Origin of the sequence: Streptomyces sp. XY431 (assembly GCF_001279805.1) — a bacterium.
Classification (GTDB): Bacteria; Actinomycetota; Actinomycetes; order Streptomycetales; family Streptomycetaceae; genus Kitasatospora; species Kitasatospora purpeofusca.
In genome coordinates, this window is record NZ_LGDO01000242.1 from 34,931 (window position 1) to 59,587 (window position 24,657).

Below are 24,657 nucleotides of genomic sequence, written 5' to 3' on the forward strand. Positions count from 1 at the left end.
AGCTGTCAGCTGTGGCAGCCGCTCAGTACCTGCACTTTGCAAAGTGCCCACTTTGCAAAGTGCAGCAGGAAGGAGCACCCCGCCACGGAGCCCGGATTGCCCCGAAAGCTGAGTACGGATACTCAGGCGCCCGACCCGCCGGGGGCGCACCCTGGAACGATGCTCTGGTCAGACCCCCGCGACGAGCCCTCCCCGGAAGCCCGGCGCATGCAGCGGCGGCTGCACCGGGCCGGTCATGTGCTCGCCGCCCTCGCCCTGGTGATCGCGGTTCTGCTGATGGTCTGACGACCGCAGAACGACCGCCCGGAGCGGCCCTCTACCCTGGTGGCATGACCGACCGTCGCTCCCTCGTGCTCGCCTCCGCCTCCCCCGCCCGGCTCGGGCTGCTGCGTCAGGCGGGCCTCGACCCGCGCGTGGTGGTCAGCGGCGTCGACGAGGACGCCCTCACCGCCGCCACCCCCGCCGAACTCGCCCTCGTGCTCGCCGAGGCCAAGGCCAAGGCCGTCGCCGCCACCCTCACCGAGGGCGAGCTGGTGATCGGCTGCGACTCGGTGCTGGAGCTGGACGGCCAGGCCCTCGGAAAGCCCGCCGACGAGGCCGAGGCGCTGGCCCGCTGGCAGGCCATGCGCGGCCGGGCCGGCGTGCTGCGCACCGGCCACTGCGTGATCGACACCGCCACCGGCCGACATGCCTCCGCCACCGCCTCCACCACCGTGCGCTTCGGCACCCCGGACGACGCCGAGGTCGCCGCGTACATCGCGACCGGCGAACCGCTGCACGTGGCCGGGGCGTTCACCCTGGACGGCCGCTCGGCCCCGTTCGTCGAGGGCGTCGACGGCGACCCGGGCAATGTCATCGGCCTCTCGCTGCCGCTGCTGCGCGGGCTGCTCACCGAACTCGGCGTGCGGATCACCGACCTCTGGGTCTGACGGGTCGGGCGGCCCCGCATGCCCGACGGCCCGCACAAACGTGCAAGCCCCGCACCCACGCCGGACCCTGCGCGTACGACGGGCCCACGCGCGCCCCGGGAACGGTCGCGGCGGAGCGTCGCCCACACCCCGGGAGTCGGCCGCCGGGACGCCACCGGAGCGCCGCCGGGGCGTCGCCCACGCGCCAAAGAGCGGCACAATTGTCGCCATCTCCCCCACCGACAATCCGATGTGATGCACGCTAGAGGAGCGCCCGGACGGCGCCGACGCTCCAAACCGACGGGGGAGATGGCGAGCGGATGACCGACAGTCTGCTCAACGTCCTGCTGGGCCTGGTGGCAAGCGCGATCAGTGCCGTCCTCGGCTGGCTCGGTCAGAGCCTGCGCCGAAGACGCCGGCTGGAACGGACCAGGGACTTCCTCGGCCTGCCCGCCGGCAGCGAGTGCCTGATCGTGGTCAACCGCAGCATCGGCACCGGCGCGCACCACAGGACGGTCACCCGGCGCGACGCCTACGCGCTGATGGAACTGGCCGCCCTGGTGAAGGAGTGCGGCGCGCACACCGACCTGGTCGCGCACGACGCCGCCCCGCGCGGCCTCGGCGCCAAGACCGAGTTCTGCTTCGGCGGCCCCGTCTCCAACGAGCGGATGGCCGCCCACCTCGCCTGGGGCCTGCCGGGGGTGGCGATCTCCAACGACCAGGTGGTGCGGGACAACACCATCACCATCGGCGGCCGGTCGTACGCCGCCGACCTCGAGGCCGGGGAGTACGTCCTGCTCGCCCGGCTGGCCACACCCGGGCACGGCCGCCCGGTCTTCCTGATCTCCGGCCAGACCGGCATCGCCAACCACGCCGGCGTCCGCCACCTGGTCACCAACCACCGCCGGCTGGTCCGCCGGTACGGCACGGACGGCACCTTCGCCCTGCTGCTCAAGGTGGTCAACCCGGGTGCCTACGGCCCGGACGTGGTCGAGCAGATCGCCGACGTCACCGCCCTGGCCCTGGAACGCGCACCGACCCCGCCGGGAGGTCCGGACACCACCGCCGGAACCACCCCCGGCACCGCGCCCGCAGTCGCACCTGCGGGCGCACCCGCACCGACACCCGCACCGGCACCCGGCCCAGGCCCCGCGTCCGCCCCCACTCCTTGAACGGCACCCGCACCAGGAGCGGGTGCCACCGACCCATCGCGCCGCCACGCCGCCCCGTCACCGAGCGCAGTCGCCGCACCACCCAGGCCGTATGCGCCATCACCTGCACATACTCCCGTCGGGCCGCCCACCGCCCGCCCGGGCGCATCACCCTCTGTGTGGGATAGTTCACAACCTGGGGCTACTCGCCGGTACTGCCCAGGAATCCATAAACTCAACGAGGTTCAAGAAGGGAGCCACAGTGCGCAAGGTGCTCATCGCCAACCGCGGGGAAATCGCTGTCCGCGTCGCCCGGGCCTGCTCGGACGCCGGTATTGCCAGCGTCGCCGTCTACGCCGAGCCGGACCGGGATGCGCTGCACGTCCGCGCGGCCGACGAGGCTTATGCGCTGGGCGGCGACACTCCCGGCACCAGCTACCTGGACATCGCCAAGGTCCTCCAGGCCGCCGCCGACTCGGGTGCGGACGCCGTCCACCCCGGCTACGGCTTCCTGTCGGAGAATGCCGACTTCGCCCAGGCCGTGCTCGACGCGGGCCTGACCTGGATCGGCCCGCCGCCGCAGGCCATCCGCGACCTGGGTGACAAGGTGACCGCCCGGCACGTGGCGCAGCGCGCCGGTGCCCCGCTGGTCGCCGGCACGCCGGACCCGGTCTCGGGTGCCGAGGAGATCGTCGCCTTCGCCCAGGAGCACGGTCTGCCGGTCGCCATCAAGGCGGCGTTCGGCGGCGGCGGTCGCGGCCTCAAGGTCGCCCGCAACCTGGAGGAGATTCCGGAGCTGTACGACTCGGCGGTCCGGGAGGCGGTCGCCGCCTTCGGTCGCGGCGAGTGCTTCGTCGAGCGTTACCTGGACAACCCGCGGCACGTCGAGACCCAGTGCCTCGCGGACAAGCACGGCAACGTGGTGGTCGTGTCCACCCGTGACTGCTCGCTGCAGCGCCGGCACCAGAAGCTGGTCGAGGAGGCGCCCGCGCCGTTCCTGACCCCCGAGCAGAACGCCGAGCTGTACCGGGCGTCGAAGGCCATCCTCAAGGAGGCCGGCTACGAGGGTGCCGGCACCTGCGAGTTCCTGGTGGCGGTGGACGGCACGATCTCCTTCCTGGAGGTCAACACCCGTCTGCAGGTGGAGCACCCGGTCACCGAGGAGGTCACCGGGATCGACCTGGTCCGGGAGATGTTCCGGATCGCGGACGGCGAGGAGCTCGGTTACGGCGACCCGGAGGTGCGGGGTCACTCCTTCGAGTTCCGTATCAACGGTGAGGACCCGGGCCGCAACTTCCTGCCCGCGCCGGGCACGGTGACGCTGTTCGCGCCGCCGTCGGGCCCGGGTGTGCGACTGGACTCGGGTGTGGAGAGCGGTTCGGTCATCGGCCCGGCCTGGGACTCGCTGCTGGCCAAGCTGATCGTGTCCGGCCGGGACCGCAAGCAGGCGCTGGAGCGGGCGCGGCGCGCGCTGGCCGAGTTCAAGGTCGAGGGCATGGCGACGGCCATCCCGTTCCACCAGGCGGTCGTGACCGACCCGGCGTTCGCGCCCGAGGTGCACGGCGGCGAGGGGCCGTTCACGGTCTACACCCGGTGGATCGAGACCGACTTCGACAACACGATTCCCGCGTTCGCCGGTGCGGCCGGCGAGGGCGAGGAGGCGGAGGGCCGGGAGACCGTGGTCGTCGAGGTCGGCGGCAAGCGGATCGAGGTCTCGCTGCCGTCCTCGCTGGGTGTCGCCGCCGCTCCGGCGGCCGGTGCGGGGGCCGCCAAGGCCAAGCGCCGGGTCGGTGCCAAGAAGGCCGGTTCGGCGGTCAGCGGTGACACGCTGGCCTCGCCGATGCAGGGCACCATCGTGAAGGTCGCGGTGGAGGAGGGTCAGGTCGTCGCCGAGGGCGAGCTGATCGTCGTCCTGGAGGCGATGAAGATGGAGCAGCCGCTGAACGCGCACAAGGCGGGCACGGTCGTCGGCCTCAAGGCCGAGGTGGGTGCGAGCGTCTCCAGCGGCGCGGCGCTCTGCGAGATCAAGGACTGAGTCGGGGCCCGATCGGGCACTGAAGGTCCGCCGCCGGTCCGTACACCTTCGGGTGTGCGGACCGGTCACGTTTTCGGCGGTCGTGCGGTGCAACGGCCATGCGGTGCAACGGTCGTGCGGTGGTGCGACGAAGCCACAGGGCAGCCGGAGCGGCGGCCCCGCCCGCGCGGGCTTCAGCGCCCGCGCGGCAGACCCAGTTCGGCGAGTCTGGCCGGCAGCGGCCCACCGGGCCCGCCCGGCCCGCCGGGACCGCCGTGGGTGCCGGGCCGCCGCTGGCCGGGCAGCGGGGCGCCGCCGGGCGGCGGCGCGTTGCGGCGGGCCAACGGGCCGGGCTGGGTCTGGTGGACCGGGCCGCTGCCGGTGCCGTGGACCGGGGCGTCCCCGGGCGGCGGGGCGCCGAGCGGGGCGAGGTCGATCTGCACCCCGCAGTCGGCGAGCGCGTCGAGTTCGCGGGCGGTGGCGTCGTCCGCGGTGGCGTGCTCGTCGGTGACCAGCCGGGTGATGGTCTCGGTGGGGACGGTCTGGAACATGGTGTCCGCGCCGAGCTTGGTGTGGTCGGCGAGGATGATCACCTCGGCGGCCGACTGCACCAGTGCCCGGTCCACGCTCGCGGAGAGCATGTTCGTGGTCGAGAGTCCGCGTTCGGCGGTGAGCCCGCTGCCCGAGACGAAGGCCTTGGTGACCCGCAGCCCGTGCAGCGACTGTTCGGCACCGCTGCCGACCAGGGCGTAGTTGGAGCCGCGCAGGGTGCCGCCGGTCATCACCACCTCGACCCGGTTGGCGTGCGCCAGGGCCTGGGCGACGAGGAGGGAGTTGGTGACCACCGTCAGCCCGGGCACCCGGGCGAGTCGGCGGGCGAGTTCCTGGGTGGTGGTACCGGCGCCGACCACCACGGCGTCGCCTTCCTCCACCAGTCCGGCGGCGAGATCGGCGATGGCGCTCTTCTCGGCGGCGGAGAGGTGGGTCTTCTGCGGATAGCCGGGTTCGCGGCTGAAGCCGCCGGGGAGCACCGCGCCGCCGTGCCGGCGGTCGAGGAGCCCTTCTGCCTCCAAGGCCCGTACGTCGCGGCGCACGGTCACTTCGGAGGTCTGGACGACGCGGGCCAACTCCCGGAGCGAGACGGCTCCGTTGGCGCGCACCATTTCGAGGATCAACTGGCGACGTTCTGCTGCAAACACAGAACCGACGGTAACCTGCGTGACCGTCTGCTTTCAGGCGTTTGCTGCTAGTAGCGGGAATTGCTCACGCCCGAGCGGCGCGTGACCGTACAATTCGCGCCGCCGGTACGCCGGGGCTGCGCCCGCCGTCCGGGTGACACCCCCGGACGCGCGAAGGGCGGCCGCCGAACGGCGACCGCCCTCAACTGCGCACCGGAGGCTCAGGATTCGCCCGCGTCCCGCTTGCGGATGTGGAGCTGGCGGGCGGCCTCGGCGGTGGAGCCGGAGACCGAGGGGTAGACGGTGAAGGCGCTGGCCACCTGTTCGACCGTCAGATTGGCGTCCACCGCGAGCGAGATCGGGTGGATGAGTTCGCTGGCCCGCGGGGCGACGACCACGCCGCCGACCACGATGCCGGTGCCGGGGCGGCAGAACAGCTTCACGAAGCCGTCCCGAATGCCCTGCATCTTGGCGCGCGGGTTGCCGCGCAGCGGGAGCTTGACCTCGACCGCGTCCATCTTGCCGCACTTCACATCGGCCGCGGTGTAGCCGACGGTGGCGATCTCGGGGTCGGTGAAGACGTTGGAGGCCACGGTCTTGAGGTTCAGCGGCTGCACCGCGTCGCCGAGCGCGTGGTACATCGCGATCCGGCCCTGCATGGCGGCGACCGAGGCGAGCATGAAGACGCCGGTGCAGTCGCCGGCCGCGTAGACGCCGGGGGCGGAGGTGCGGGACACCCGGTCGACCTGGATCTGGCCCCAGTCGTTGAGCTTGACCCCGGCCTCCTCCAGGCCCATCTCCGCGGTGTTCGGGATCGAGCCGACCGCCATCAGGCAGTGGGTGCCCTCGATCACCGTGCCGTCGGAGAGGGTGACCTCGACCGTGTCGCCGATCCTCTTGACCGTTTCGGCGCGGGAGCGGCTCATCACGTTCATGCCGCGGCGGCGGAAGACCTCCTCCAGCACCTCGGCGGCGTCCGGGTCCTCGCCCGGCAGCACCCGGTCGCGCGAGGAGACCAGGGTGACCCTGGAGCCGATCGCCTGGTAGGCGCCGGCGAACTCGGCGCCGGTGACGCCGGAGCCGACCACGATCAGCTCGCGCGGCAGCTCGTCCAGGTCGTACACCTGGGTCCAGGTCAGGATCCGCTCGCCGTCCGGCTGGGCGTCCGGGAGCTCGCGCGGGTGGGCGCCGGTGGCGATCAGCACCGCGTCGGCGCGCAGGGACTGCACGCTGCCGTCGGGGGCGTCGACCAGCACCTCGCGGGAGCCGTCCACGGCCTGTCCGCCGGTGCCCAGCCGGCCGCGGCCGCGCAGCACGGTGACGCCGGCGCGGGTGACGGACTGGGTGATGTCGTGGGACTGCGCGATCGCCAGGCGCTTCACCCGGCGGTTGACCTTGCCGAGGTCGACGCCGACGACCCGGGCCGGGGTGTCGATGTGCGGGGTGTCGTCGGCGACGATGATGCCCAGCTCCTCGTACGAGCTGTCGAAGGTCGTCATCACCTCCGCCGTCGCGATCAGCGTCTTCGACGGCACGCAGTCCGTGAGCACCGCCGATCCGCCCAGGCCGTCGCGGTCGACGACGGTCACCTCCGCGCCGAGCTGGGCCGCGACGAGCGCCGCCTCGTAGCCGCCTGGTCCGCCACCGATGATCACGATCCGAGTCACGTCACCCATTGTCCCGCACGCCGGGAGGACTGCCACGCCGGGGTCGGGGCTTCTGTCGGATCGGCCGGTGAACGTAGGCTTCGCCCCATGCCCCTTTACGCCGCGTATGCCACCAACCTCGATGCACGGCAGATGACCCGCCGCGCCCCGCACTCGCCACTGCGCGGCACGGGGTGGCTGTCCGGGTGGCGGCTGACCTTCGGCGGCGAGCACCTCGGCTGGGAGGGCTCGCTGGCCACCGTGGTGGAGGACGAGAAGGAGCAGGTCTTCGTCTCGCTGTACGACGTGGCGCCGATGGACGAGGAGGGGCTGGACCGCTGGGAGGGCGTCCAGCTCGGCATCTACCGCAAGACCCGGCTCCGGGCGCAGACCCTGGACGGCGATGTGACGGTCTGGACGTACGTGCTCAACGACTACGAGGGCGGCCTGCCGGCGGCCCGCTACCTGGGCCTGATCGCGGACGCGGCGGAGAGCGCCGGGGCCCCCGACGACTACGTGCTGGACCTGCGCCGCCGTCCCTGCTGAGACCTCTTTGGAGATTGCTCCGGGTCGCGGCACGGTTCCGCCGCCCCGGAGCTGTACGTTCACGCCATCCGGGTAACGATCCGGCACGTCGTACCAGGATTTTCTACGCGCGTAGCCATTTCCCGTCTATCCTCGGACGTGTGAACGCATCTCCTCAGTCGGTCGTCTCCGCCGACCCCTACGCCGCCGCCCAGGCCGCCGCCGAGCGCCTGCGCGAGCTGACCGGTGCCGAGCGCCACGACGTCGCCCTGGTGATGGGCTCCGGCTGGGTGCCGGCCGCCGACGCCCTCGGCGAGACCGTGGCGGAGTTCCCGGTCACCGACCTCCCGGGCTTCCCCGCCCCCGCCGTGGCCGGTCACGCCGGCACGATCCGCTCGGTGCGGATCGGTGAGAAGCGGGCCCTGATCTTCCTGGGCCGCAACCACTACTACGAGGGCCACGGGGTCGCCACCGTCGTCCACGGCGTGCGCACCGCCGCCGCGGCCGGCTGCGGGACCATCGTGCTGACCAACGGCTGCGGCGGTCTGCGCCCGACCTGGGTCCCCGGCCAGCCGGTCCTGATCAGCGACCACATCAACCTGACGGCGGACTCGCCGATCGTCGGCGCCAACTTCGTCGACCTCACCGACCTCTACTCCAAGCGGCTGCGCGCGCTCTGCCGCGAGGTGGACCCGACCCTCGACGAGGCCGTCTACGTCCAGTTCCGCGGCCCGCACTACGAGACCCCGGCCGAGGTCAACATGGCCCGGGTGATCGGCGGCGAGCTGGTCGGCATGTCCACCACCCTGGAGGCCATCGCGGCCCGCGAGGCCGGTGCCGAGGTGCTGGGCATCTCCCTGGTCACCAACCTGGCCGCCGGCATGACCGGCGAGCCGCTCAACCACGCCGAGGTGCTGGAGGCCGGCAAGGCCTCCGCCGAGCGGATGGGCGCGCTGCTGGCCAAGGTCCTCGAGCGGATCTGACGCCGGGGCGACAGCGCATGAGCGACGGGGCCCGCGGACGGACGTGATCCGGTGATCACAGCCGCCCGCGGGCCCCGTCCGCGTGCCCGGGCCCGACACGCCGCCGCCCGGGGGCTCCGGACACCGCGTCCCGCCGCCGGGGCGCCGTACGTTTCGTCCCGCGCCTCCCCGCACCGCCCCGCACCGCCTTCCCCGCACGACCCCGTAAGCCCCGCACGACCCCGCCCCGCGGCACCCTCCGGCCACCGCCGCCCGACCCGCGCCCGACCCGCTGGGCGCGGCCCGGTCCGGCCCGGTCCGGAGCCACCTCCCGGCCGACCACCGACGCACTTCCCGATGGAGCTGCAGCCATGACGCAGGCAACCACCACCGACCTCCTCGCCCGGGCCCGCACCTGGCTCGCCGAGGACCCGGACCCGCAGACCCGTGAGGAGCTCGCCGCGCTGCTCGCCGACGCCGAGACCCCGGACGCCGACGCCAACGCCAAGCTCGCCTGGTCCGAGCTGGCCGACCGCTTCGCCGACCGCCTCCAGTTCGGCACCGCCGGCCTGCGCGGCGAGCTCGGCGCCGGGCCGATGCGGATGAACCGCGCCGTGGTGATCCGGGCCGCCGCCGGCCTGGTCGCCTACGTCAAGCGGCAGGACCTCGGCGACCTGGTCGTGATCGGCTACGACGCCCGCCACAAGTCCTACGACTTCGCCCGCGACACCGCCGCCGTGGTGGTCGGCGCCGGCCTGCGCGCGCTGCTGTTCCCGCGCCCGCTGCCCACCCCGGTGCTCGCCTTCGCGGTCCGCCACCTCGGCGCCGCCGCCGGTGTGACCGTCACCGCCAGCCACAACCCGCCGCAGGACAACGGCTACAAGGTCTACCTGGGCGACGGCTCGCAGATCGTGCCGCCGGCGGACGCGGGCATCGCCGCCGAGATCGACGCGATCGGCTCCCTGACCGAGGTCCCGCTCGCCGCGGACGGCTGGGAGACGGTGGACGAGTCCGTCGTCGAGGCCTACCTCGACCGCGCCGCGTCGATCGTCGACCCGCACAGCCCGCGGGAGCTCGACATCGTCTACACCCCGATGCACGGCGTCGGGCGCGACACCTTCCTCGCCGCCATGGACCGGGCCGGCTTCCCGGCGCCCACCGTGGTCGCCGAGCAGGCCGAGCCGGACCCGGACTTCCCGACCGTCGCCTTCCCCAACCCGGAGGAGCCGGGGGCGATGGACCTCGCCTTCCGCACCGCCGCCGCAGCCGGCCCGGACATCGTCATCGCCAACGACCCGGACGCCGACCGCTGCGCGGTGGCCGTCCCGGCCGACGGCGCGGACGGCTGGCGGATGCTGCGCGGCGACGAGGTCGGCGCGCTGCTGGGCGCCGCGCTGGTCTCCAAGCGGGCCGCCGGCACCTTCGCCACCACCATCGTCTCCTCCACCCTGCTCGGCCGGATCGCCGAGGCCGCCGGGCTCGACTACGCCGAGACCCTCACCGGCTTCAAGTGGATCTCCCGCGCCGGGGGCCTGCGCTACGGCTACGAGGAGGCGCTCGGCTACTGCGTCGACCCGCAGGGCGTACGCGACAAGGACGGCATCACCGCCGCGCTGCTGGTCGCCGAGCTCGCCGCCACCCTCAAGCGCTCCGGCCGCACCCTGACCGACCTGCTGGACGACCTGGCGCTGGAGCACGGCCTGCACGCCACCGACCAGCTGTCCGTCCGGGTCGAGGACCTCTCGCTGATCGCCGACGCCATGCGCACCCTGCGCGAGCGGCCGCCGACGACCCTGGCCGGGCTCACCGTGACCCGCGCGGACGACCTCACCGCCGGGTCCGCCGAGCTGCCGCCGACCGACGGCCTGCGCTACTACCTGGCGGGCGACGCCGTCCGCTCGGCGCGGATCGTGGTCCGCCCCTCGGGCACCGAGCCCAAGCTGAAGTGCTACCTGGAGGTCGTCCTCCCGGTCGCCTCGGCCGCCGGCCTCGCGGACGCCCGGGCCCGGGCCGCCGAGCTGCTCGCCACCGTCAAGCGGGACCTCGCGGCGGCCGCCGGCATCGACGGCTGACCCCACCGGGGACGACGGAGGGCCCGCCGGCAGTGCCGGCGGGCCCTCCTCGTGCGTGCGGACGCGGGCGGGTCAGACCGCGATCACGGTGATCAGGGCGATCAGGCCGGCCACGGTGGGGGCGATGATCCACCAGCACCAGCGGACCTCGATCGGCCCGGCCGCGTCGGGGCGGGAGGCGTTGCGCTCGGCCATGTCCTGGAGGACGCCGACCACCTGGTCGGACCAGGCCCGGTTCGGGTCCGTGGAGCCCTGCACCCCGGCCCCGGACGGCGTGCCGCCCGCACCGAAGACCATGCCCAGCCGGGAGCTGTGCGTCTGCCCGCCGCGCTCACGGGCCCGGGCGGCGCGCTTGCGCTGGCGCAGCGACACCGGCACCGCCCACACCTGGTACTTCTTGCCCTCGGCGAGCAGTTCGACCGAGTACCCGGCGCGCAGCGCGTCCACGGCGGCCCAGGGCGCGACGATCGTGCGCAGCGGGTTGCGGACGACCAGGCGGCGCTCGTCGGCCCGGACGGCCGGGCGCAGGGTGTAGGCGATCACCGGGAAGGCGAACACCGGGACGGCGGCCAGCGCCACCCACGGCGTCTTGCCGCTGCCGTTGAGGGCCGCGTCCCCGATCAGCCAGGCCGCGACGGCCAGCAACAGCACCCCGGAGATCACGCCGGGAACGGAGCGGTACACGCGGTCGGCGTACACGGGCTCCCCATCGGAACCGGCCGGGCCCGGTCGGGGCTCGCCGTGGGATTCGGTCATGTCGACGATTCTGCCCCATGGCCCGCGCGATCCACAGGGGTGACGGTTGGGGTTCCCGGGGCGCGGAGATCTCGGTCCGGCATCGATGCGTGGCGCCTCTGGCGATTGACTACGCGCGTAGATATGCTGGTGTGGTGACTATGTCCACTCTTGCAGCCAATGCCCCCGGCGTCGCGGGCAGCGGTCTCGAGGACGTCGCGGCGTCCGAGGCCTCGCTCCGTCGCTTCCTGCACGGCCTGCCCGGTGTCGACCAGGTCGGCCTGGAGGCGCGCGCCGCCACTCTCGGTTCCCGCTCGATCAAGACCACGGCCAAGGCGTACGCCATCGACCTGGCCATCTCGATGATCGACCTGACCACGCTCGAGGGCGCGGACACGGTCGGCAAGGTGCGCGCGCTGTGCACCAAGGGCAGGACCCCCGATCCCACCGACCCGACCACTCCCCGCGTCGCGGCGATCTGTGTCTACCCGGACATGGTCGCCACCGCGAAGGCGGCGCTCCGGGGCACCGACATCCAGGTCGCCTCCGTCGCCACCGCCTTCCCCGCCGGGCGCGCCGCGCTCCCGGTCAAGCTCGCCGACACCGCGGACGCGGTGGCCGCCGGCGCCGACGAGATCGACATGGTGATCGACCGGGGTGCCTTCCTCTCCGGCCGCTACCTGGACGTGTACAACGAGATCGTCGCCGTCAAGGAGGCCTGCCGCCGCCCCGACGGCAGCTACGCCCACCTCAAGGTGATCTTCGAGACCGGCGAGCTGCAGACGTACGACAACGTGCGCCGCGTCTCCTGGCTGGCGATGCTGGCCGGCGCCGACTTCATCAAGACCTCGACCGGCAAGGTCGCCGTCAACGCGACCCCGCCGGTCACCCTGCTGATGCTGGAGGCGGTCCGCGGCTTCCGCGCGGCCACCGGCGTCCAGGTCGGTGTGAAGCCCGCCGGCGGGATCAAGACCACCAAGGACGCGATGAAGTACCTGGTGATGGTCAACGAGACCCTCGGCGACGACTGGCTGAGCCCGCACTGGTTCCGCTTCGGTGCCTCCAGCCTGCTCAACGACCTGCTGATGCAGCGGCAGAAGCTGACCACCGGACGGTACTCCGGTCCCGACTACGTGACGGTGGACTGAGAATCATGGCCAAGAACACCAAGAAGACCGAAGCGCCCGCGGCCGCGCCGCAGGCCCCGGCCGAGCCGGCCGGAAAGCCGGCGGGCGGCCTCTTCGGCTACGCCCCGGCTCCCGAGTCGCCCGCCGCGGCCGGCGACATCGCCAGCTCCTACGGCCACTTCATCGGCGGCCAGTTCGTCGACTCCTCCGGCGGCGAGGCGCTGAAGACGGTCAACCCGGCCACCGAGCAGGTGCTCGCCGAGTTCGCCCGGGGCACCGCCGAGGACGTGGACCGCGCGGTCGCCGCCGCCCGGGCCGCCTTCGCCGACTGGTCGGCGCTGCCGGGCAGCGAGCGCGCCAAGTACCTGTTCCGGATCGCCCGGATCATCCAGGAGCGCAGCCGCGAGCTGGCCGTGCTGGAGTCGATCGACAACGGCAAGCCGATCCGCGAGACCCGCGACGTCGACCTGCCGCTGGTCGCCGCCCACTTCTTCTACTACGCGGGCTGGGCCGACAAGCTGGACTTCGCGGGCTACGGCCCGAACCCGAAGCCGCTGGGCGTGGCCGGCCAGGTCATCCCGTGGAACTTCCCGCTGCTGATGCTGGCGTGGAAGATCGCCCCGGCGCTGGCCACCGGCAACACGGTCGTGCTGAAGCCGGCCGAGACCACCCCGCTGACCGCGCTGCGCTTCGCCGAGATCTGCCGCCAGGCGGGCCTGCCGAAGGGCGTCGTCAACATCGTCACCGGCGACGGCAGCACGGGTGCGGCGCTCACCGCGCACCCGGACGTCAACAAGGTCGCGTTCACCGGCTCCACCCCGGTCGGCCGCGCGATCGCCAAGCAGGTGGCCGGCACCCGCAAGAAGCTCTCGCTGGAGCTGGGCGGCAAGGCCGCCAACATCGTCTTCGACGACGCGCCGCTCGACCAGGCCGTCGAGGGCATCGTCAACGGCATCTTCTTCAACCAGGGCCACGTCTGCTGCGCGGGTTCGCGCCTGCTGGTCCAGGAGTCGGTCCAGGACGAGCTGCTGGACGCGCTGAAGCGCCGGATGGGCACCCTGCGGGTCGGCGACCCGCTGGACAAGAACACCGACATCGGCGCGATCAACTCCGCCGAGCAGCTGGCCCGGATCACCGCGCTGACCGACGCCGGCGAGGCCGAGGGCGCCGAGCGCTGGTCGCCCGCGTGCGAGCTGCCGGGCACCGGCTTCTGGTTCCGGCCGACGCTGTTCACCGGCGTCAGCCAGGCCCACCGGATCGCCCAGGAGGAGATCTTCGGCCCGGTGCTGTCGGTGCTGACCTTCCGCACCCCCGACGAGGCGGTCGCGAAGGCCAACAACACCCCGTACGGCCTCTCCGCCGGCATCTGGACGGAGAAGGGCTCGCGCATCCTCTGGACGGCCAGCAGGCTCCGGGCCGGCGTGGTCTGGGCCAACACCTTCAACAAGTTCGACCCGACCTCGCCGTTCGGCGGCTACAAGGAGTCGGGCTACGGCCGCGAGGGTGGCCGGCACGGTCTGGAGGCCTACCTCGATGTCTGATGTCGTGAGCCGTCTTGATGTCCTCAAGACCTACAAGCTGTACGTCGGCGGGAAGTTCCCGCGCTCCGAGAGCGGGCGGGTGTACGAGGTGACGGACGCGAAGGGCGAGTGGCTGGCCAACGCGCCGCTCGGCACCCGCAAGGACGCCCGCGACGCGGTCGTCGCCGCCCGCGCGGCGGTCAAGGGCTGGTCCGGCACCACCGCGTACAACCGCGGCCAGGTGCTGTACCGGGTCGCCGAGATGCTGCAGGGCCGGCGGGAGCAGTTCGCCGCCGAGGTGGCGCTCTCCGAGGGCGTCGGCGCGAAGAAGGCCGCCGCCCTGGTGGACGCCGCGATCGACCGCTGGGTCTGGTACGCGGGCTGGACCGACAAGGTGGCCCAGATCGCGGGCGGCGCCAACCCGGTCGCCGGTCCGTTCTTCAACCTCTCCACCCCGGAGCCGACCGGTGTGGTCGGGATCGTCGCGCCGCAGGCCGGTTACGGTCACTCGCTGCTCGGCCTGGTCTCGGTGATCGCCCCGGCCGTCGCCACGGGCAACACCGTGGTGGTGGCGGCCGCGGCCGACGCGCCGCTGCCCGCGCTGTCCCTGGGCGAGGTGCTGGCCACCTCGGACGTCCCCGGCGGCGTGGTCAACATCCTGTCCGGCCGGACCGCCGACATCGCGCCGACCCTGGCCTCGCACCAGGACGTCAACGCGCTGGACCTGACCGGCGCGATCGCCGCCGACGGTCCCGGCGCGGCGGGCGGCCTGGAGGTCCTGGCCGCGGATACCCTGAAGCGGGTGATCCGGCCGGAACCGGACCCGTTCGCCCAGGACTGGACCAATGCTCCCGGAACGGACCGGCTACTCTCGTTCCTGGAGACCAAGACGGTCTGGCACCCGATGGGTATCTGACCGACGGACCCCCGGAGCTGCTACGCTCCGTGACCGCGAGTCGGTGACAACTCCACAGACTGGCCGTCCCCCGTGCCCTCACCCCCCCAGGGCCCGGACGGTCACAGGACGGACCCGCGCCTCTCCCCCCCTGGCGCGGGTCCGTCGTATTTCCCGGGCCCGCCCGCAGCCGCGCTAGGCCGGTCCCGGCCGGTCCCGGCCGTCGACTTTCGTCGCGCCGGGTCGAGCCGTTCGACGCTGCCGGCGCCCGGGGCGGCCGCGCAGACTGGGGCGACACCGCGCACCGAGGGGGAGAAGGTCCATGGGAGAGCTGGCCGGCGAGCTGATGGCACTGGTCGCGGACGGGTTCCTGCGCACGCTGCGGGTGGCCCGTGCCAGGCGCCGGCTGGCCGCCGGGCGGCCGGTCCGGATCCCCTGCTCGGCCCGCGCCGACGAGCGGCCCGGCTACGTCGCCGGGAAGCTGCGGCTCACCCCCGGCGCCCCGGCCGCCACCTTCACCGCGCGCGACCGCGACCGGCTCGAACTGGCCGTCGGCGGCACCTTCGAGGCCCCCGAGCCGGACGCCTGGCACGACCAGGACTGGGCCGCCACCGCGTACCGGGCGCCCGGCGCCGATCACCCGGTGTACCTCCAGGTCGACAGCCGGTACCTGCCGCTGCTGCACGCCTCGCTCCTCGGCCCGGCGGTCGCGCGGACGGTGTGATCCGCAGGGTTTCGGCATCGGGCCCCGATGCGTCAGACTGGTGTCCCGTGAGTGACTCCCCGCTGAACCCTGTGTCGATAGCCCCTGCCCGGGTGGTCCTGCTCTCCGGACCCTCCGGCTCCGGGAAGTCCTCGCTCGCCGAGCGCAGCGGCCTGCCCGTGCTCCAGCTCGACGACTTCTACAAGGACGGCGACGACCCCAGCCTGCCCCTGCTGCCCGACGGCTCGGTGGACTGGGACTCCCCGCTGGCCTGGCACCGCGACCAGGCCCTGGCGGCCATCCGCGCCCTGTGCGACACGGGCCGGGCCGAGGTGCCGGTGTACTCGATCCCGGACAACGGCCGGGTCTCCACCAGGGTGCTGGAGCTCGACGGGGCCACCGCGTTCGTCGCCGAGGGCATCTTCGCGGCCGAGATCACGTCCGACTGCGCCGCCGCGGAGCTGCTGGGCGACGCGCTGTGCCTGCGCAACGGCGCGCTCACGACCGCCTGGTGGCGACTGCGCCGGGACGTCCGCGAGGGCCGCAAGTCGCTGCCCGTGCTGGTGCGGCGCGGCTGGCGGCTGATGCGGGCCGAGCGGGGCATCGTCGGCCGCCAGGTCGCGCTGGGGGCGCGTCCGTGCGCCGGGCCCGAGGCCGAGCGGCGGATCCGCGCGGCGGCCCGGGCCGGGGAGCTCTCGGCGGTCTGAACAGCGGCCCGAAGCTGCGGCCCGAAGCTACGACCCGAACGACAGCTCGAAGCAGCAGCCCGAAGCGACGGCCCTGAAGCAGCGGTCCGAACGGCGGTCGCCCCGCGCGGGGTGCGCCGGGCACGCGGAACGGCGGGCCCGGTGCGTCTCCCCCGCACCGGGCCCGCCGCCTTCCCCGGACGGTCACGGCTCCCCCCTGCGCCGCCGCTCCCCCGAGCCGGCGCCGCCTGGTCCGTGTCCGTCCTGCTACCCGTCCCCCGACGGGAGTCTGTCCCGGTCGCGTTACGCGACCAGCTCGCCGAACGCCCGGATCGTGTCGCCCGAGGTGTTCAGGTGCTCGTCGTCGCGCAGCCGGCGCAGCGCGCGCCAGATGCTGCTCTTGACGGTGCCGACGCTGATGCCGAGCACGTCGGCGATCTCCGGGTCGGTCTTGCCCTCGTAGTAGCGGAGCACCAGCATGGTCCGCTGGTTCTCCGGCAGCTTGGCCAGCGCCTGCCAGAGCACGGCGCGCAGCTCGGTGCCGCCCATCGCGTCGGTGTCGCCGACCGTCTCCGGCAGCTCCTCGGTCGGGTACTCGTTGACCTTGCGGCGCCGCCAGGCGGAGATGTGCAGGTTGGTCATGGTGCGGCGGAGGTAGCCCCCCACCGCGGCCTTGTCGGTGATCCGGCCCCAGGCCCGGTAGGTGCTGAAGAGCGCGCTCTGCAGCAGGTCCTCGGCCTCGTAGCGGTCACCGGTGAGGTGGTAGGCGGTGGCGTAGAGGGAGGCGCGGCGCTCCCGCACGTAGGCGGTGAACTCCGTGACGTGGTCCTCCGCGACCGCCGGGCGCTCGCCCTGCGCCGCGGTGAACGCCGCCCCGCCCGCCGTCTGCTCGGTGGTGCGGGCCGCCGCGGGGTTCAGCCGCAGCAGCGTCGCACCGGCGGCCTCGCGGCCGGCCGACTCCCCCGAGTCGGCCTTCCGCAGGCCGGTTCCCACGATGCCCCGGTTCCCCGCCGGGGCGTCCGTGCCCTCGACGCGGACGGGGAGGATCCCCCGCAGCGTCAAGGTCGCGGCGGAGTCGGCCGTGTTCCCCCGGTGGCCGATCCCGTACAGCTCCCCCGTCCTGCTGCCGCCGCTCACCCGGCGGGCAACAGTGCTTCCACCGGTGCTGTGTGCGCACCCCCGTGCGATCACGGCACCGGAGGCCTCCTCGGCCCCGGTCTCGAACCGGCTCCGGTGGGAGGTCGCTGACGAACGCGCGGTCCGGACGGCCGGGTTGGTCCGGGTCTGAAGCGTGGCGTTCATCGTGCGCCCCCTCTGGATCGGTTCGAGCGGTTCCGTCGCCGCCGTCCAGTGGGCCGATTGGCCCGCTGTCCTGCGGCGACATGGAAAATCCTGCCCGCCGGTTGTGATGGCGCTGTCCGTCGACTGTCACAGGGCTGTCACAGGGCCGGGGCTTTCGTCCCGGCGCTGTCCCGCCGTTGACGGACGCCGGTGGCGGGCATTCCGGTTCCCGGTCGCGCGGCGGACGGGACGGGTGCGGCCCCCGGGCGGACGGTGGGGGGTGATTCGCCGCTCCGGGTGAGCCAGAATGAGGCCGTGCCTTTCCTCCTTCTGATCGAGGACGACGACGCCATCCGCACCGGCCTCGAACTCGCCCTCACCCGCCAGGGCCACCGCGTGGCCACCGCCGCGTCCGGCGAGGACGGCCTGAGGCTCTTCAAGGAGCAGCGGCCGGACCTCATCGTGCTGGACGTCATGCTGCCCGGAATCGACGGCTTCGAAGTGTGCCGCCGGATCCGCCGCACCGACCAGCTGCCGATCGTCCTGCTGACGGCCCGGTCCGACGACATCGACGTCGTGGTCGGCCTGGAGTCGGGCGCGGACGACTACGTCGTGAAGCCGGTGCAGCCCCGCGTCCTGGACGCCCGGATCCGGGCCGTGCTGCGCCGCGGCGAGCGCGAGAGCTCCGACTCGTCCGTGTACGGGACCGTGGTGATCGACCGGGCGGCGATGACGGTCACCAAGGACGGTGCGGACCTCCAGCTGACCCCGACCGAGCTGCGGCTGCTGCTGGAGCTCAGCCGGCGGCCCGGGCAGGCGCTGTCCCGGCAGCAACTGCTGCGCCTGGTCTGGGAGCACGACTACCTGGGCGACTCCCGGCTGGTGGACGCCTGTGTGCAGCGCCTGCGGGCCAAGGTCGAGGACGTGCCCTCGGCGCCGACGCTGATCCGCACGGTGCGCGGGGTCGGCTACCGGCTGGACCCGCCGGCGTGACCGGCCCGGCCGACGTACCCGCCCACCTCCGTCCGGCGCCGGCGATATCCCGCCGCGCGCGCTGATGACCTCCGTAACGACAGGCTCCTGTGACTGACCAACAGACGACGGCCCGGTTCTCCTCCGGCCCGTGGCGCCGGCTGCGCTCGCTGCGTGTGCGGCTGATCGCGGTGTTCGCCGCGGTCGCGCTGACCACCGCCGTCTCGGCGTCCGGCATCGCGTACTGGCTCAACCGCGACGCGGTGCTGAAGCGGGCCCAGGACACCGCGCTCAACGACTTCCGGGTCTCGCTCAGCCGCAATGTGTCGAACCTGCCGCTGAACGCCACCTGCGAGGACCTGAACGCGCTCGCGAGCACCGTCGCCAGCTCCGGCCTCAGTTACGACGTGGTGGTGGCCGATCCGGCGCTGCCGAACTGCGTCGCCTCGTCCAGCCCGGCGCTGTACACGATCGCCAGTGTGCCGACCGCGCTGCGGACGGCGGTCGGCAAGCCGCGCGAGCTCACCGAGTCCAACCCGTACACCTACCACCTGTACTGGCAGCGGCAGAACCTCGACGGGCGGCCGTTCGTCATCGGCGGCACCAAGGTGGTGACGACCGGCCCGACCGCGTACATGTTCAAGTCGCTGGAGAACGAGCGGGCCGACCTGAACACGCTCGGCTGGTCGCTGGCGATCGCCACCCTGCTGGCGCTGATCGGCTCGGCGCTGCTGGCGCAGGCCGCGTCGGCGACGGTGCTGCGGCCGGTCAAGCGGCTGGGCGACGCGGCCCGGCGGCTCGGCGAGGGCCATCTGGACACCCGGCTCGAGGTCGAGGGCTCGGACGAACTCGCCGACCTGGCGCGGACCTTCAACCGGACCGCGGAGTCGCTGCACGGGCAGGTCGAGGAGCTGAGCGCGCGCGAGGCGCAGAGCCGGCGGTTCGTCGCCGACATGTCGCACGAGCTGCGCACCCCGCTGACCGCGATGACCGCCGTGACGGACATCCTGGAGGACGAGGCGGAGTCGCTGGACCCGATGATCGAACCGGCCGTGCGCCTGGTGGTCAGCGAGACCCGGCGGCTCTCCGACCTGGTGGAGAACCTCATGGAGGTGACCCGCTTCGACGCCGGCACCGCCAGGCTCGTCGCCGACGAGGTGGACATCGCCGACCTGATCATGTCCTGCATCGACGGCCGGGCCTGGTACGACGCGGTCGAGCTGGACGCCCCGCGCGGCATCCTGGCGGTGGTCGACCCGCGCCGGCTGGACGTGGTCTTCGCCAACCTGATCGGCAACGCGCTCAAGCACGGCGGTTCGCCGGTGCGGGTGCGGGTCCGCGAGGAGGGCGACACGGTGGTCGTCGCGGTGTCGGACAGCGGTCCGGGCATCCCGGAGGACGTGCTGCCGCACGTCTTCGACCGCTTCTACAAGGCCGACAAGGGGCGGGCGCGCTCGGAGGGCAGCGGCCTGGGCCTGTCCATCGCGATGGCCAACGCGCAGATCCACGGGGGGTCCATCACGGCCGCGAACGGCGAGGTGGGGGCGGTGTTCACGCTGACCCTGCCGCTGGCCCCGCCGCCTCCGCCGGCGTCCGACGACACTGCCGAGGAGAGTGCCCGGTGACCCGAGGAACGAGCCCGCTGCGGCGACCGTTCGCCGCCGCCGCGCTGGTGGGGCTGGCCGTGCTGGCCGCCGGCTGCGGCATCCGTCCGACGGCCGTCCCGGTCGACGCGGGTGCGCCGGCCAGCCGGACCGCCTGTCCGACGGTGGCGCGGATACCCACGGCCCCGAGCACGCCGTCCGGGGCGGTCGGCGGCCCGCCGCAGGCCGCGGCGGCGCACGGCGCGCCTACGCCCACGGCGGCTGCGCCCGCCGCCCCGGTGCCCACCACCCCGGTGCGGGCGGCCCCGACGGGCGGCTCGCCGTCGCCCTCGGTGGTGTCGCCGGCGGCCTCGGCGCCCTCGGCTGCTCCGACGGGTCCGGCGGACAACGTGTTCGGCGCGCTGCCGTCGCCCTCCGCCTCGACCACGGCGCCGCCCTGCCGGTAGCGGCGCGGTCGCCGGTGGAGCAGGTCACCGGCAGGGGCCGGTCGCTGGCAGGGGCCGGTCGCCGATACGTCCGGGAGGGCCGCCGGGGGGAGTTCACCCGGCGGTTCCGCCCGGGGCGGGGGCCCGCCCCCGGCGTGCGACGCAAAGTTCGCACCAGGTGTGGAACCGTCACGCCGCCGGAACACGTCCTTCCCCCCGTGCAGCGAGATGGCACCAGGACACGCGAGGAGCGTGCCGACGTGCGGACCGAGACCGGACGGGCGACGGCCGTCCAGCACCACCGGCGTCGACTACGGGCGGTGGGACTCTTCGGCCTCGCCCTCCACCTGCTGCTGATGGGCTGGCTGGTGCTGAGACCGCTGCCGGTGGCCTGGGTCTACGACGCCAACCTGACGCCACTGGCCTCGCTCCGCTTCTCCTCCGCGGGCCAGCTGCTCGGCGAGCTGCTGCTGCCCGCCCCGCTCGGCGTCCTCCTCCCGCTCGCCGGCGGCCGGCTCGGGGCCCCCTGGCTCCCGTCCTTCCTCCGCACCACCGGCGCCTCGGCCCTGCTGGCCACGGCACTGGAGTTCCTCTCCTCGTGGGCGCCCGGGCACGTGCTCAACGTCGACCACATACTGCTCGCCGTCGTCGGCGTCGCGGCCACCCACCTCGCCCTGGTCCCCGCCGGCCGGGCCCTGCTCCTGCGGCGCGAGGCGGGCCCCCTCGGCCCGGTCGACCACGCCTCGCAGCCCGACCCGGCTCCGACTCCTGCTCCTCTTCCGGTCCCGGACAGCGCGCCCGCCGCCGTGCCGGCCCCGCCCAGGGCCGCCGCCGCTCCGGCCGCGCACTCCGGGCGGAAGGCCGAACCACTGCTCAGCCTCGGCTCGCCGGGCCCCGCCCGTCGCGGCTGACCTCCGGCCCTCGTTGTCGGGTCGCGCTACCGGTCCGCGCGGCGGACCCGGCCGCCGACCTCGACCAGCCCTTCCCCGGGGATCCCGGTGACGAGCTGCGAGCCGCGCCCCTGGGTGATCGTCAGCCCCCGGCCCAGCTCGGCCGTCAGCAGGAGCGCGGCCGCGCCGGTCGCCTCGTCCTCGTCGATGCCGTCGTCCCGGCCGGGGAACGCCCGGGCCCGGACCGTGCCCGCCGCCTCGTCCTGCCAGGCCCAGGCGTAGATCCACTCGCCCGGCGGCGGCACCGCCAGCCCGTCGACCTCGGCCGCCGTCGCGTACCGGCGGAGCGTGCGCGGCGGCGCCCAGGCGGCCGGAGCCGCGACCCGGGTGAACTCGCCGTCGCGCCGCACCGCGACCACGCCCGCGGCGGTGACCAGCCGGTCCACGCCGAGCAGCCAGGCCGTGCCGACGCACGGGTGGCCGGCGAACGGGAGGCGCAGGGTCGGGGTGTAGATGTCGATCGCGCCGCTCTCCGGGTCGTCGACGAACACCGTCTCGCTGAAGCCGAGCCGCCGGGCGATCGCCTGCCGGTCCGCCTCGGCGGGCACGGCCGCGCCGTCCCGGACGACGCCCAGCGCGTTCCCGTGCGTCCCGTCCGGGCCGCAGAACACGTACAGCACCTCGTGGTCGGCCATGCCGCGGTCACTCCTGTCCGTCGGGCCCGCGCGGCGGTCGCGCGGGCCGGGGGTCACACCCGTCGGGGACGGCCGGGCCGTCCGGCTCAGCTCGCGGCAGGGCCGGCAGGGCCGGCGGAACCAGCGGCCGGACCGGTGGCCGGGCCGGCGGCCGGACGGGCTGCCCAGCTCGGCGCGGGCCGGACGGCCGGAGCCGCCCCCGACCGTACCGCCGGACCGCCCGCCACCGGACCGCCCGCCACCGGGTGCGGGCCCGGTCCCGTCGCCGGTCCCCCGGCGGGCAGCGGCGTCCGCACGGCGGCCGGGCGGGTCCGCTGCCGCCGGTGGGCCACCACCAGGGTGCCGATGCCCATCGCGATCGAGGTGGCACCGGTGATCGCCATCGGGGTGTTGGTGGACGAGCCGCCGGTCGAGGCGAGGTCCACGGACGGCACCGGGGGCGCCGCCACGGTCACCGTGACGGCCGGAGCCGGGACGGCGGCCGCACTCGGCGGCGTCTGCGTGACCTCCGCGACCGGGACGGCCGCCGGTGTGCCGCTCGGGTCCGCGGACGGGGTGACCGCCGCCAGTCCGACCCCGGGCGCGGTGGTGGCGGGCGCGGGCGGTTCGGCCGCCGGGGGCGCGACCGGGGCGGACGGCGAGCCGCCGGCCTCGGCGGGCGGGGCGCTCGGCACGGCGGACGGGGCGGACGGCGCGGGGGCGGCCACGGTGATGTCGACCGCCGATCCGGCGGCGGGCACCCCGGTGCCGGTCCCGACCGCCGGGAGGCTGTTCCCGGTCGGCAGCAGCGACAGCACCCCGGCCGGGGCGTCCTGGGCGAACGCGAGCCGCACGTTCAGCGTCCGGGACTCGCCGTCGCGCAGCCGCACCAGCGAGGCTTCCCGGTCGCCCGCGCGCAGCGTCAGCGTCAGCCGCCCGGACCCGCCCTGGCCGCTGTCCACGGCCGGCAGCCACTCGCCGTCGGGCGCCCGGAACTCCAGCCTGACCGCCTCGGCGGCGGGCAGGGCCCTGCCCCGGAAGGTCAGTTCGGGCAGGAAGGCGACGTCCTTGCCGCTGCGGTTGGTGAGCGTCAGCCGGAACGGCTTCGACTCGCCGCCCGCGGTGAAGGAGCCGGGCACCGCGTCCAGACCGAGGTAGGGCACGCCGGGCGCCGGGGCGGTCGTCGGCGTCCCGGTGGGGCCGGCCGCGGCGACCGTGAACTCCCGCTGCGGGCTCGCCGCTTCGGTGATCCGGGTCTCCGGCGGCAGGGTCGGGTCGGCGACCACCGCCGTGAACCCGCCGGTGGCCCGGCCGGCGGGCGCGTCGGCGGTGGCGGCCAGCCGCAGCCGGTACGTCGCGGAGGCGCCGGCGGGCAGGCTCAGCCGGGTGGCGAAGGTGTCGAGGTTCCAGGTGGCGCCGGTGCCGGCGCCGGGGGCGTGGGCGGCGGGCTTCCACGAGGCCCCGCCGGGGGACTGGTAGTCGAGCGTGAGCTGGTTCTCGCGGATCCCGGCGTCGACGTTCGCGACGACGAAGCCGGTGGTGACGTCGACCGCGTGGTCGGCGGAGTTGCGCAGCGTGGCGGTGAACTCGGCGGCCGGACCGCCGGCGGTCAGGGTGCCGGGGAAGCCCGCGACGGTGATCGTCACCGGGCTGCGCCGCTCCTGGGTCCCGACCGGCCCCGGGGTGCCCGACCCGGGGGCGCCGAGGACCGCACCGCCGGTGCCGCCGGAGCGCGACAGCGCGGCCGCACCGGGGGCGGCGGTCAGGGCCGCGCCCGAGACCAGGGTGGCAGCGGCGGCGAGGGCCAGGGATCTGCGGTGCTGAATACGCACGGGGGACCTCACGGAAAGAAGGCGGGCGAACCCGACGAACCCGGCAGCAGGGCGGTTTCGCCGAGGTGGGAGGCCGCTCCGGGACTCTCACCCGGGTCGCTGCTTCGCCCCCCAACCACCAGCGACGGGCGCATCATATCCGAACGCACGGACGCTTCCTGAGCGGTTTTCAAGGGGTGGAAGGGAGGTTCGCCGGGCGGATTCGGCGATGACACCGTGATGAAATCGTGAGGACGGATGTCGTCCCACTCCAGTACTGTCCCCACTCGTCCCCCGGCGGCCGCCCGTTCGCGTCCGCCCGATCCCGGCAACAACAGGAACCACTCGTGAACCTCGACTTCGACGTCGACCCGCTCTTCTCCTGGTACGTCATCCTGCTGGCCGTCAGCGGCATCGCCCTGCTGGTCATCGGCGCCGTCAACCTCGGCGGACTGAAGGCCGGCTGGCGCTTCCTCAACGTGCTCGTCGGCATCGGCTTCGCCGGCTACGCGTACTACCTGGCGTTCGTCTTCGAGGGCGCCAGCTACGTGATCTTCTTCAAGGCGTTCATCCTGCCGGTGCTGCTGATAATCAACGCGGTGAAGGCGATGGTCACGCGCTCCCAGACCCCGGCCGCGCCCGCCGCCCCGGCCTACCAGCCGAACGTGCAGTACCCGCAGCAGGGTGGCCAGTACCCGCCGGGTGGGCAGTACCCGCAGCAGGGTGCGCAGTACCCGCAGGGTGGGCAGTACCCCCAGCCCTCGCCGTACCAGGCCGCCGCTCCGGCCGCCCCGTACCAGGCTGCCCCGGCTGCCCCGGCCGCCCCGTACCAGCCGCCGGCCCCGCCGCAGAGCTGATCCCCCACCGGCCGGCACCCC

The 24,657-nt window shown here is 74.1% G+C and carries 23 protein-coding genes; 17 read left to right on the top strand and 6 right to left on the bottom strand.

The window, feature by feature from the left end; translation table 11 throughout:
- The first annotated feature begins 159 nt into the window (after positions 1-159).
- From mmpB to ADK60_RS22365, 4 genes are all read left to right on the top strand, one after another.
- Entirely contained in the window at positions 160-285 is a 126-nt protein-coding gene (gene mmpB, locus ADK60_RS47765; RefSeq protein ID WP_286185295.1) for a morphogenic membrane protein MmpB, read from the top strand.
- Between the two features lie 44 nt (positions 286-329).
- Positions 330-929, top strand: coding sequence for a nucleoside triphosphate pyrophosphatase (locus ADK60_RS22355; RefSeq protein ID WP_053648406.1), 600 nt, complete (start codon positions 330-332; stop codon positions 927-929).
- Between the two features lie 299 nt (positions 930-1,228).
- Positions 1,229-2,080: a hypothetical protein gene (locus ADK60_RS44975; RefSeq protein ID WP_063783226.1), complete on the top strand. Its 852-nt coding sequence runs from the start codon at positions 1,229-1,231 to the stop codon at positions 2,078-2,080.
- A 241-nt stretch (positions 2,081-2,321) separates the two neighbouring features.
- Entirely contained in the window at positions 2,322-4,094 is a 1,773-nt protein-coding gene (locus tag ADK60_RS22365; RefSeq protein ID WP_045938100.1) for an acetyl/propionyl/methylcrotonyl-CoA carboxylase subunit alpha, read from the top strand.
- Between the two features lie 173 nt (positions 4,095-4,267).
- Here the strand turns inward: ADK60_RS22365 and ADK60_RS22370 are convergent, their stop codons facing one another.
- Positions 4,268-5,236, bottom strand: coding sequence for a DeoR/GlpR family DNA-binding transcription regulator (locus tag ADK60_RS22370; RefSeq protein ID WP_045938101.1), 969 nt, complete (start codon positions 5,234-5,236; stop codon positions 4,268-4,270).
- Between the two features lie 236 nt (positions 5,237-5,472).
- On the bottom strand, positions 5,473-6,927 hold the full coding sequence (locus ADK60_RS22375) for an NAD(P)H-quinone dehydrogenase (protein WP_045938102.1): 1,455 nt from the start codon (positions 6,925-6,927) through the stop codon (positions 5,473-5,475).
- 78 nt (positions 6,928-7,005) lie between these two features.
- Between ADK60_RS22375 and ADK60_RS22380 the strand changes: the two genes are divergently transcribed.
- The 3 genes from ADK60_RS22380 (at position 7,006) to ADK60_RS22390 (ending at position 10,456) form a co-directional block, all read left to right on the top strand.
- Positions 7,006-7,443 (top strand): gamma-glutamylcyclotransferase family protein, encoded by a 438-nt coding sequence (locus ADK60_RS22380; protein ID WP_053648408.1) that lies wholly within the window; start codon positions 7,006-7,008, stop codon positions 7,441-7,443.
- 140 nt (positions 7,444-7,583) lie between these two features.
- Positions 7,584-8,405, top strand: a complete 822-nt coding sequence (locus ADK60_RS22385) for a purine-nucleoside phosphorylase (RefSeq protein WP_045938104.1) — start codon at positions 7,584-7,586, stop codon at positions 8,403-8,405.
- A 350-nt stretch (positions 8,406-8,755) separates the two neighbouring features.
- On the top strand, positions 8,756-10,456 hold the full coding sequence (locus ADK60_RS22390) for a phospho-sugar mutase (protein WP_045938105.1): 1,701 nt from the start codon (positions 8,756-8,758) through the stop codon (positions 10,454-10,456).
- Between the two features lie 72 nt (positions 10,457-10,528).
- Here ADK60_RS22390 and ADK60_RS22395 read toward each other — a convergent pair whose 3' ends face one another.
- Complete coding sequence (locus ADK60_RS22395) at positions 10,529-11,212, bottom strand: PH domain-containing protein (protein ID WP_045938106.1); 684 nt, start codon at positions 11,210-11,212, stop codon at positions 10,529-10,531.
- Between the two features lie 140 nt (positions 11,213-11,352).
- On the opposite strand from ADK60_RS22395, the gene deoC reads away from it, so the two are divergent.
- The 5 genes from deoC (at position 11,353) to ADK60_RS22420 (ending at position 16,143) form a co-directional block, all read left to right on the top strand.
- Positions 11,353-12,339, top strand: coding sequence for a deoxyribose-phosphate aldolase (deoC, locus tag ADK60_RS22400; RefSeq protein WP_079008610.1), 987 nt, complete (start codon positions 11,353-11,355; stop codon positions 12,337-12,339).
- A gap of 5 nt (positions 12,340-12,344) precedes the next feature.
- On the top strand, positions 12,345-13,859 hold the full coding sequence (locus tag ADK60_RS22405; protein ID WP_234371209.1) for an aldehyde dehydrogenase family protein: 1,515 nt from the start codon (positions 12,345-12,347) through the stop codon (positions 13,857-13,859).
- Entirely contained in the window at positions 13,852-14,754 is a 903-nt protein-coding gene (locus ADK60_RS22410) for an aldehyde dehydrogenase family protein (RefSeq protein ID WP_045938107.1), read from the top strand. The genes ADK60_RS22405 and ADK60_RS22410 overlap by 8 nt, the downstream gene beginning before the upstream one ends.
- Before the next feature lie 301 nt (positions 14,755-15,055).
- The gene (locus ADK60_RS22415; RefSeq protein WP_053648411.1) at positions 15,056-15,457 is read left to right on the top strand and encodes a hypothetical protein; all 402 of its coding nucleotides are present in this window, start codon (positions 15,056-15,058) and stop codon (positions 15,455-15,457) included.
- Positions 15,458-15,504: 47 nt separating this feature from the next.
- Entirely contained in the window at positions 15,505-16,143 is a 639-nt protein-coding gene (locus tag ADK60_RS22420; protein ID WP_045938109.1) for an ATP-binding protein, read from the top strand.
- 282 nt (positions 16,144-16,425) lie between these two features.
- Here ADK60_RS22420 and ADK60_RS22425 read toward each other — a convergent pair whose 3' ends face one another.
- Entirely contained in the window at positions 16,426-17,118 is a 693-nt protein-coding gene (locus ADK60_RS22425) for a SigE family RNA polymerase sigma factor (protein WP_234371211.1), read from the bottom strand.
- Between the two features lie 600 nt (positions 17,119-17,718).
- Here ADK60_RS22425 and ADK60_RS22430 point away from each other — a divergent pair.
- The 4 genes from ADK60_RS22430 (at position 17,719) to ADK60_RS22445 (ending at position 21,315) form a co-directional block, all read left to right on the top strand.
- Entirely contained in the window at positions 17,719-18,396 is a 678-nt protein-coding gene (locus ADK60_RS22430) for a response regulator (RefSeq protein WP_045938110.1), read from the top strand.
- 89 nt (positions 18,397-18,485) lie between these two features.
- Positions 18,486-20,000 (top strand): ATP-binding protein, encoded by a 1,515-nt coding sequence (locus ADK60_RS22435; protein ID WP_053648413.1) that lies wholly within the window; start codon positions 18,486-18,488, stop codon positions 19,998-20,000.
- A complete protein-coding gene (locus ADK60_RS22440) occupies positions 19,997-20,425 on the top strand; it encodes a hypothetical protein (RefSeq protein WP_053648415.1) in 429 nt (142 codons plus the stop codon). The genes ADK60_RS22435 and ADK60_RS22440 overlap by 4 nt, the downstream gene beginning before the upstream one ends.
- Before the next feature lie 239 nt (positions 20,426-20,664).
- On the top strand, positions 20,665-21,315 hold the full coding sequence (locus ADK60_RS22445) for a VanZ family protein (protein ID WP_053648417.1): 651 nt from the start codon (positions 20,665-20,667) through the stop codon (positions 21,313-21,315).
- A 26-nt stretch (positions 21,316-21,341) separates the two neighbouring features.
- Here the strand turns inward: ADK60_RS22445 and ADK60_RS22450 are convergent, their stop codons facing one another.
- Positions 21,342-21,989 carry a PhzF family phenazine biosynthesis protein gene (locus ADK60_RS22450; protein ID WP_053648419.1) on the bottom strand — a complete coding sequence of 216 codons (648 nt, stop codon included), beginning with the start codon at positions 21,987-21,989 and terminating at the stop codon, positions 21,342-21,344.
- Positions 21,990-22,075: 86 nt separating this feature from the next.
- Complete coding sequence (locus tag ADK60_RS22455; protein WP_053648421.1) at positions 22,076-23,800, bottom strand: hypothetical protein; 1,725 nt, start codon at positions 23,798-23,800, stop codon at positions 22,076-22,078.
- Between the two features lie 326 nt (positions 23,801-24,126).
- Between ADK60_RS22455 and ADK60_RS45825 the strand changes: the two genes are divergently transcribed.
- On the top strand, positions 24,127-24,636 hold the full coding sequence (locus tag ADK60_RS45825; RefSeq protein WP_063783227.1) for a hypothetical protein: 510 nt from the start codon (positions 24,127-24,129) through the stop codon (positions 24,634-24,636).
- The last annotated feature ends 21 nt before the right edge of the window (positions 24,637-24,657 follow it).